The organism is Hydrogenivirga sp. (genome assembly GCF_056450045.1).
The window spans coordinates 1-7,847 of sequence record NZ_JBWONM010000034.1 but is presented as its reverse complement, the minus strand read 5'-3'; the positions used below and the strand labels follow the sequence as shown (position 1 = coordinate 7,847).

Below are 7,847 nucleotides of genomic sequence, written 5' to 3'. Positions count from 1 at the left end.
CAATCTCCACGAGGTAGAGGTCCCTGCCTATTCTCTTCTTAACCTTTCCAACTACCTTCGTGGGGTCTTCGCTCTTTACTATGTACTCACCTCCGAAGGAGGTCATCAGGAAGATCAAAAGGAAGAGTACTCCTAAAGCCATGATAACTATATTAAAAACCCGTGAAGCTTGTAATCCTTCTGGTATTTTTCACCCTTCTTGGTTGTGAGAAGAGGGAACCCGCCCGGGAGGTGGCGAGGATAGACTGGCTCAGGGACTACGGGGAGGCTGTTAGGAGGGCTGAGGAAGAGGGGAAGCCTGTATTTATCTACTTTTCCGCGGTGTGGTGTAGCTGGTGCAGGGAGTACGAGAGCTCTCTCAGTGAGGTTCGGGGGCTTCTTGAAACTTCCTTCATCCCTCTTCTGCTGGACAGCGATAGGGAGAGGAAGCTCTTCATTGAATTCGGGGGAAGGGGTACTCCCTTCACGGTTGTCCTCAGCCCTGAGGGGAGGGTCCTGCTGAGATTCCACGGCTCACTGAAGCCCGAAGACCTGAAGGACCTCCTCAGGACTGCTCTCGCCGGAGGCGTCTATCGGGAGGAGGGCAGGGAGACTTACAAACTCCTCACTGTTGACGGAAAAGCCTACAGATTCCTCCTTGAACACTTCCTCTCCGACCTGAAAACGAGGTATGACCCTGTACTGGGCGGATTCAGCTCACCTTCTGCGGAGGGAACAGCCTTCAAGTGGTCCACCCCTCTAACTTATATCTACCTCCTTGAAAGGGACCTCATGGTTGAGGAGGTTCTCTTCTCCCTGAAGAAGGACATAGAGTTTCTCTACGACAGCGTTGACGGTGGCTTTTTCAACTTCTACGACAGGACGAGGGCTTACGACCTTTACTTTGAGACCTCAAAGACGCTCGGTGTTAACAGCCTTATGATGCTGGCTCTTCTTGAAGCTTACAAAAAGAAGGAAGACAAGCTATTTCTTGACAGTGCCTTGGGCACCTACGGCTATTTGAAGAAGATCTTATACGAACCGCGAAGCGGTTGCTTCCTGAACGCCCAGATATCCGACCCCTCCTACTACAACCTAAAGCCCGAAGAGAGAAAGAGGAGAAAACCACCACCGACAGACACGGCGATAATAACTGAGGAGAACGCCAAGGCGGTGATCGCCCTCGTAAGGCTCTACAGGCTGACCGGGGAGAGAAGGTTTCTTGAGGAGGCGAGGAGGTGTATGGACTACATACTCTCAGAGCTCCTCACTCCAGAGGGACTTTACAGGTACTACGACGTCAGGACAGGCAGGAGGGGGCTCCTCAACTTCGGGAGGGATATAGCCTTCCTTAGCTTAGCCCTCTACGAGCTTGCGAAGGAGGAAGGAAGATACAGGAAAGACCTCAAGAGGGTGCTGTCCCTCAAAGGGGCTGTAAAGGAGAGGGTATCAAGGTACATAGTTGCCTACCTTCTGGCTGTGGAAGACCCGAGGGCTGGGGAAGGCTTCCTGAAAGGCATTGAGGTCAGCCTCTCCTACGCCAACCCCGACGAGTTCGTCTATCTGCTCAGGGCTCTTGAGCTCATCACAGGAGCTGGTCCAAAAGGACGGTGAGGAAGAAGGCTATGCTCACGTAGCCGTTAACTGTGAAGAAAGCCTTGTTTATCTTTGAGAGGTCGTGGGGCTTTATAAGGCTGTGTTCGTAGAGGAGGAAGAGGGATAGCACAGATAGACCGGTAAAGTACACAGCACCGAGCTTTTCGCTCTCAACCCCGAGGAGTACAAGGGAGATGAGCGTGATCAGATGTAGGAGCCTTGCGAACCTGAGGGACCCCTCTATTCCGAACCTCACCGGAACTGACTTGAGCCCGTGCTCTCTATCAAACTCGTAGTCCTGAAGGGCATAGAGTATATCAAATCCCGCCACCCACGATGCCATACCCACCCCGAGGGTGAGAGCCTCCAAGGAAACACGGGCGTTGAGGGCTACGTCCACCGCCACGGGGATGAGAAAGTAAACCACCCCGAGGACGAGGTGGGGAAAGTAGGTAAACCTCTTTGAGTAAGGGTATAGCCACAGCAGGAAGACCACCACCGGAGAGAGGAGGAAGGCGAGCAGGTTTATGAGGAGCGTGCTTAGGAAGAATATGCCTGCGGAGAGAAGTATTAGCCTCTTGACGTCCTCCCTCGTGAGCTTTCCTGAAACTAGGGGCCAGCTCTGGGTGCGGGGGTTCAGCCTGTCGTAGGGTTCGTCTATCAGCCTGTTAAAAGCCATACCGAGGGTTCTGGCGCTCACAAGGGCTACAAGTATCCAGAGAACCTTCCAAAAGGAGGGCAGTCCGTCCGCAAGTATTAGGAGGCTCGCTAAGGCAAAGGGAAGGGCAAAGATGGTGTGCTCAAACTTTACCAGCTCCGCATAGTGCCTTACCTTTTCCATCCGCTGAGATATATTGTATCCTTATAAACATGGAGAAGAGGATAACCACCCCCCTTACGGATGAAGTTGTTGAGAGCCTTAGGGCTGGAGATAAGGTTCTAATAACGGGTTACATCTACACCGCGAGGGATGCAGCCCACAAGAGGATGGTTGAGGCTATAGAGAGGGGCGAGAGCCCACCTATAGAGCTTAAGGGACAGATAATCTACTATGTAGGTCCTACTCCTCCAAAGCCGGGTCAGGTCATAGGCTCCGCGGGACCGACAACGGCGATAAGGATGGACAAGTACGTTGAGCCCCTCCTCAAGCTTGGTCTCAAGGGCATGATAGGGAAGGGGTACCGCTCGCCTCAGGTCAAGGAGCTACTGAAGAAGTACAAAGCTGTTTACTTTGCGGCTGTCGGCGGTGTTGCCACCCTCCTCCAGAAGCACGTAAAGTCCTCCGAGCTAATAGCTTACGAAGATTTGGGCACAGAGGCCATAAGGAGGCTCTACGTTGAGGACTTCCCGGTCATAGTTGCCAACGACATCTACGGGGGAGACCTCTTTGAAGAGGGCAGAAGGAAGTACGCAAAGATAGAGGTATGAAGCAGCTCATCATAGTAGGTGGAGGACCTGCTGGAATATCTGCTTCCATATACGCCTCCAGAAAGAAGATGGACTTCATCCTGATAACCCGGGAGGTGGGAGGTCAGGTCATAACCGCAGGTGAGATAGAGAACTTCCTCAGCTACACCACCGTTGACGGTGTCGTCCTCGTTGAGAGGATGATGAAGCAGATGGAGAGCCTCGGTGTTGAACCACTACTTGACGAGGTAGTTGATATAAGCAGGGAGAAGGAGGGATTCCGTGTAAAGACACTCTCGGGTGAGAGCTACGAAACGAGGAGCCTCCTCCTGTGCACGGGTTCAGAGCACAGGAAGCTGAACGTCCCCGGGGAGAGGGAGTACACCGGCAGGGGTGTGTCCTACTGCTACACCTGCGACGCACCTTTCTTCAAGGACCTGAAGGTCGTTGTCGTCGGGGGAGGGAACGCGGGCTTTGAGGCTGCCCAGCAGCTGACCCACTACGCCAAGGAGATATACCTGATTGAGTTCACCGACAGGTTCAGGGCGGACGAGGTACTCTTGGAGGAGGTCCTAAGGAACCCTAAGGTAAAGCCCCTCCTAAGACACAGGGTTCTGGAGATAAGGGGTGACGGGAAGATGGTCAGGAGCGTCCTCGTTGAGGATATGGAGAAGAACAGGACGTACGAGATAGAGGCGGAGGGAGTCTTCGTTGAGATAGGTCTCCAGCCAAAGACCGAGCTCGCAAAGAAGCTCGGTGTAGTCCTTAACAAGAGGGAGGAGATAGTTATTGACTGCAACAACAGAACCTCTGAACCCGGGGTGTATGCAGCAGGCGACTGCACAAGCATCTTCGCCAAACAGATAATAACGGCTGCAGGCGAGGGGGCAAAGGCACTCCTTTCGGTGTATCACGACCTCACTTACGGTATAAGCTCTTGGGCTTAAGACTCCTCAAGCCTCTCCGCAAGATAATCAGCTAAGTGCTTGACCTCTTGAGAGCTACCGAACTTCTTTACGCCGTCCCTGAGCTGAAGGACACAGCCCGGACAGGTTGTAAGGACAACATCAGCCTCTGTGCTCTTGAAGTCCTCGATCTTTTCTCTCTGAACCTTCTCGGAGAGCTTCGGGTTCTTTATGCTCCACAGACCTGCGAACCCACAGCAGGACTGAGCCTTTTCAGCCCTCACGAGCTCCGTATTCTCAACTCTTCTCATGACCCCGTAGAATACCTCGGGGTCAACCTTCATGGCTGTATAGGAGTGGCAGGGAACGTGGAACGTCAGCCTCTCGTTGGCTCCCCTGAACCTCGGGTTTCCTTCCTCAGAAAGGAGCTGGGCAAAGTCGTAAACTTCCCAGTCTCTTCCATAGTCTTCTATAAGTGCCCCTCCACAGGTAGGGCACGCGACCACGATTGCGTCAAACTCGTACTTTTCCATCTCCCTCAGGTTGTGCTCCTTCAGCCTCTCAAAGGCACCGGTGTTCCCGTGGTAAAGGTGGGGAGCTCCACAGCACTTTATGTCTTCAGGAACAACAACCGTGTATCCTATCCTGTTCATAAGCTTTATAACGCTCTCTCCCGTCTTGCCGTAAAACACGTCTATCATACAGCCGGTAAAAAAGAGGAGCTTCCCCTTTTCCTTTTCAGCCTTAAAGGTCTTACCTCTTATGCCGAAGGGCTTGCCGTAGGGCTTTGGCATGAACTTCACGCTCCCGGTTGGAAGGGGGGTCTTTATCTCCGAAGGCAGAAGGGAGCTGAGCTTACCCGCTGCCTTTATCACCTTCCTCCCTAGGGAGGACTGCATCAGCTCAAGGCTCTTCAGACCCGCCCTTGATACTATATCCCTTCCGAGTTCCCTATCTTGGAGCTCTCTCGCCTGAACGAGTATCTCCTTGTAGTGGACATCGTTCGGACAGACCCACTCACAGCGCCTGCACATGGCGCACTCGCTCCACTGCTTTGCCACCTCTTCATTCAGGGGTATCTCGCCCTTTACAACCATCTCCGCCAAAGCAAGCCTTCCCCTTGCGTAACTACCCTCCTCTCCGTGGTAGGAGGGACAGACGGACTTGCAGAGCCCACACTTAACACACTTCTGGGCGAGATCCAGGGGTATCTCTATCCTAAATTCCTTAACAGCCTGCGCCATACTCAAACCTCTCAGGGAACTATAATGTAGCGCTTCAGAGAGGACTCGTGATGATTAAACTCACAGCTCAGGAGGAAAGCATCTCCTCAACGGTAGCCACCACGCTCTCGCCAAGAGCCCTGAGGTTGTAACCACCCTCAAGGGCGAAGAGGGAGGGTATTCCGAGCTCCTTGGATAAACTCAGGATGCTCCTGACTATGCGCCTTATTCCCTCTGTGGAGACGTTCAGGTAGGTCAGGGGGTCATCGGAGTGGAGGTCGTAGCCGGCAGAGACGAGTATGAAATCGGGGGAAAACTCCCTAACAACCTTGGGCAGGAGCCTCTCATAAACGGGCAGGTAGTCCTCATCGCCAGCACCCGCCTGCATGGGAACGTTAAGGGTAAAGCCCTCACCCCTTCCAGCGCCCCTCTCCTTTGGTCCTCCCGTCCCGGGGTAGAAGGGATACTCGTGGGTTGAGAAGTAAAAAACGGTGTCATCCTCGTAGAAGCTCCTCTGGGTTCCGTTTCCGTGATGGGCGTCAAAATCAATTATGAAGACCTTTTCCACGCCTCCCTTCCTGAGATAGTGAGCACCTACGGCAACGTTGTTGAAGAGGCAAAAGCCCATAGCCTTTGCATACTCGGCGTGGTGTCCGGGAGGTCTTATCGCACAGAAGACGGTATCAACCTCACCCTTCCTGAGCCTGTCTATAGCCTCCAGAACACCGCCTACGGCGGTAAGGGCAACATCGTAGCTATCGGGAGTGGCGTAGGTATCCGGGTCAAGGAAGCCCCCACCCGCCTTGCAGAAGTCATGAATCTCTTGGATATAGGCAGGGTCGTGGTTCAGTGCTACCTCCTCAGGTGTTGCTCTCCTCGGAGGAATCTGGAGGACCTCCTTCATGAGCCCAGCCTTCTCTAAGTGGTTCACTATGGATATAAGCCTCTCCTTCTTTTCGGGGTGGTCAGGGTAGTCGTGTCTTAGGTATATATCGTCGTAAACAAAGCCCGTTCTCATGGTTTATATTTTAGTCTATGGTTGTTCGTATTATTATCCCGCTTCTCCTCCTTGTGACTTTAGCCCTCTCCTCCCGGTGGTATCCCGATTTCAAGGAAGGGGTTCAGGTTGCCAAGAGAGAAGGAAAGCTCGTATTGCTCTACTTCTACGAGGAGGGTTGCAACTTCTGCAAGTATATGGAAGACGTGGTCTTTGTTGACCCAAAGGTCAGCGAGCTTATGGAGAGAGCCTTTGTCGTTGTGCCGATAGACGTTGAAGACATACCTCCCGAGCTTGACAGACGCTTCAGAGCCTTCGGAACACCGACCTTCATGGTGTACGACCCAAAGCAGGACAGGCTTATAATGCAGGTCTTCGGCTTGCAGGAGACCGATGAGTTTCTTGAAGCTCTGAGCTCAGCCTGCCGGAAGGGAAAGGTAAAGGGGTGCTGACTTGAGCCTGAGGGAGAGGGCAAAGAGGCTCAAACTGCTCCTGCTTGACGTTGATGGTGTCCTCACCGATGGGAGACTCTTCTACACAGAAGGGGGTGAGAGCCTAAAGGTCTTTAACGTCCACGATGGACTCGGCATAAAGCTCCTCCAGAGGCAGGGGATAATGACGGGCGTGATATCGGGGAGGGAATCGGAAGCCCTTGCAAACCGCCTTGAAGAGCTCGGGATTGAGGAGGTCTTCATGGGGAGGACCCAGAAGGACAGCGTCCTTGATAAGATAGTGGAGAAACACGGACTATCCTACGAAGAGGTAGGCTTCATAGGGGATGACCTCGTTGACATCCCAGTCCTGAGAAGGGTGGGCTTTCCCGTAGCCGTGAGGAACTCGCCTAAGGAGGTAAGGAGGCTCGCGGTTTACACCACTATGAGGAGGGGAGGTGAAGGCGCGGTCAGGGAGGTATGTGACCTGAACCTGAAGCTCAGAAGTTTGTGAAAATATTTGTATGAGGTTTCTGCTCGTCCACTTCATCTTCTTGCTCCTGTGCACCCTCTCCTTAGCCTACATAGAGAAGCTAAGAAGCGAGGCTAAGGTTTACGTTCAGGAGAAGAGCATAGCTCAGGGGGTGTCCATAAAGGTCTTCGGAGAGTCGGGTGAGGAGTGGAGGATTCACGGCAGGGAGCTCGTCTCCTTCGGGAGGGAACTATCCCTCCTTGACGTTGAGCTCAGGTCAACGAGCGGGTACGTGGTCAAGGCGAGCGCGATAACCTTTCTCAGAGACAGGAACAGCGGAGTCTTGAAGGGAGGAGTTGAGATAAGGGGTGAGGCTTTTTTCTTCAAAACCGACAGGGCTACCATTGACTTCAACAGAGACCTTCTGTACGGAGAGGGAGGGGTTCAGGTCTGGAAGGGCAGGAACTTTATAGAGGGGAGAGGCTTTAAGGCTTTCCTCAGACCCCTGAAGGTTATAATAGGCGAGGTGAGGACTAAGCATGAGGTCTAAGATACTGATCTCCCTGTTAGCATTCCTTTCCCTCGTTCTCTCCCAGCCTATAACGGGGGAGGCTGAGAAGCTGATATTCAAGAAGGACAGGATAATCTACAGGGGTAAGGTAAAGCTGACGAGAGGCGATTCCCTGCTGAGGGCGGAGGAGGTCGTCGTCTTCCTTGATGATAAGGGAAAGCCGGTTAAGATGGTGGCTAAGGGCAAGGTCAGGTACTCGGAGCCCGGAAGGAAGGCTTTTTCAGACTACGCAGAGTACGACTTCAGAACGGACATAATAGTGCTCA

The 7,847-nt window shown here is 53.1% G+C and carries 10 protein-coding genes; 7 read left to right on the top strand and 3 right to left on the bottom strand.

What is annotated here, in order from left to right; all coding sequences use genetic code 11:
* The first annotated feature begins 162 nt into the window (after positions 1-162).
* The gene (locus tag AC1HCM_RS01250) at positions 163-1,593 is read left to right on the top strand and encodes a thioredoxin family protein (RefSeq protein ID WP_479459960.1); all 1,431 of its coding nucleotides are present in this window, start codon (positions 163-165) and stop codon (positions 1,591-1,593) included.
* Here AC1HCM_RS01250 and AC1HCM_RS01245 read toward each other — a convergent pair.
* Positions 1,565-2,416, bottom strand: a complete 852-nt coding sequence (locus AC1HCM_RS01245) for a UbiA-like polyprenyltransferase (RefSeq protein ID WP_479459959.1) — start codon at positions 2,414-2,416, stop codon at positions 1,565-1,567. The genes AC1HCM_RS01250 and AC1HCM_RS01245 overlap by 29 nt on opposite strands.
* A 29-nt stretch (positions 2,417-2,445) precedes the next feature.
* Between AC1HCM_RS01245 and AC1HCM_RS01240 the strand changes: the two genes are divergently transcribed.
* Both AC1HCM_RS01240 and AC1HCM_RS01235 read left to right on the top strand, forming a co-directional pair.
* On the top strand, positions 2,446-3,003 hold the full coding sequence (locus AC1HCM_RS01240; protein WP_479459958.1) for a Fe-S-containing hydro-lyase: 558 nt from the start codon (positions 2,446-2,448) through the stop codon (positions 3,001-3,003).
* Positions 3,000-3,929 (top strand): NAD(P)/FAD-dependent oxidoreductase, encoded by a 930-nt coding sequence (locus AC1HCM_RS01235; RefSeq protein ID WP_479459957.1) that lies wholly within the window; start codon positions 3,000-3,002, stop codon positions 3,927-3,929. Before AC1HCM_RS01240 ends, AC1HCM_RS01235 begins: the two co-directional genes overlap by 4 nt.
* On the opposite strand, the gene AC1HCM_RS01230 is transcribed toward AC1HCM_RS01235, so the two are convergent.
* Both AC1HCM_RS01230 and AC1HCM_RS01225 read right to left on the bottom strand, forming a co-directional pair.
* Positions 3,926-5,131 (bottom strand): (Fe-S)-binding protein, encoded by a 1,206-nt coding sequence (locus tag AC1HCM_RS01230; protein ID WP_479459956.1) that lies wholly within the window; start codon positions 5,129-5,131, stop codon positions 3,926-3,928. The two genes, AC1HCM_RS01235 and AC1HCM_RS01230, sit on opposite strands and share 4 nt — an antisense overlap.
* Positions 5,132-5,198: 67 nt before the next feature.
* Positions 5,199-6,128, bottom strand: a complete 930-nt coding sequence (locus AC1HCM_RS01225) for a histone deacetylase family protein (RefSeq protein ID WP_479459955.1) — start codon at positions 6,126-6,128, stop codon at positions 5,199-5,201.
* Positions 6,129-6,145: 17 nt separating this feature from the next.
* Here AC1HCM_RS01225 and AC1HCM_RS01220 point away from each other — a divergent pair, with 17 nt between their 5' ends.
* The 4 genes from AC1HCM_RS01220 to AC1HCM_RS01205 all read left to right on the top strand — a co-directional run.
* Entirely contained in the window at positions 6,146-6,559 is a 414-nt protein-coding gene (locus AC1HCM_RS01220) for a thioredoxin family protein (protein WP_479459954.1), read from the top strand.
* A gap of 1 nt (position 6,560) precedes the next feature.
* Positions 6,561-7,052 carry a KdsC family phosphatase gene (locus AC1HCM_RS01215; RefSeq protein WP_479459953.1) on the top strand — a complete coding sequence of 164 codons (492 nt, stop codon included), beginning with the start codon at positions 6,561-6,563 and terminating at the stop codon, positions 7,050-7,052.
* 10 nt (positions 7,053-7,062) lie between these two features.
* Entirely contained in the window at positions 7,063-7,560 is a 498-nt protein-coding gene (locus AC1HCM_RS01210) for a hypothetical protein (protein ID WP_479459952.1), read from the top strand.
* The coding region (locus AC1HCM_RS01205) for an LptA/OstA family protein (RefSeq protein ID WP_479459951.1) at positions 7,550-7,847 on the top strand (298 nt) is incomplete at its 3' end. The genes AC1HCM_RS01210 and AC1HCM_RS01205, both read left to right, overlap by 11 nt.

Coding starts and splice junctions, on each gene's coding strand:
- AC1HCM_RS01230 (WP_479459956.1), bottom strand. CDS start 5,131: ATGGCGCAGGCTGTTAAGGAATTTAGGATAGAGATACCCCTGGATCTC.
- AC1HCM_RS01210 (WP_479459952.1), top strand. CDS start 7,063: ATGAGGTTTCTGCTCGTCCACTTCATCTTCTTGCTCCTGTGCACCCTC.
- AC1HCM_RS01220 (WP_479459954.1), top strand. CDS start 6,146: ATGGTTGTTCGTATTATTATCCCGCTTCTCCTCCTTGTGACTTTAGCC.
- AC1HCM_RS01225 (WP_479459955.1), bottom strand. CDS start 6,128: ATGAGAACGGGCTTTGTTTACGACGATATATACCTAAGACACGACTAC.
- AC1HCM_RS01240 (WP_479459958.1), top strand. CDS start 2,446: ATGGAGAAGAGGATAACCACCCCCCTTACGGATGAAGTTGTTGAGAGC.
- AC1HCM_RS01235 (WP_479459957.1), top strand. CDS start 3,000: ATGAAGCAGCTCATCATAGTAGGTGGAGGACCTGCTGGAATATCTGCT.
- AC1HCM_RS01245 (WP_479459959.1), bottom strand. CDS start 2,416: ATGGAAAAGGTAAGGCACTATGCGGAGCTGGTAAAGTTTGAGCACACC.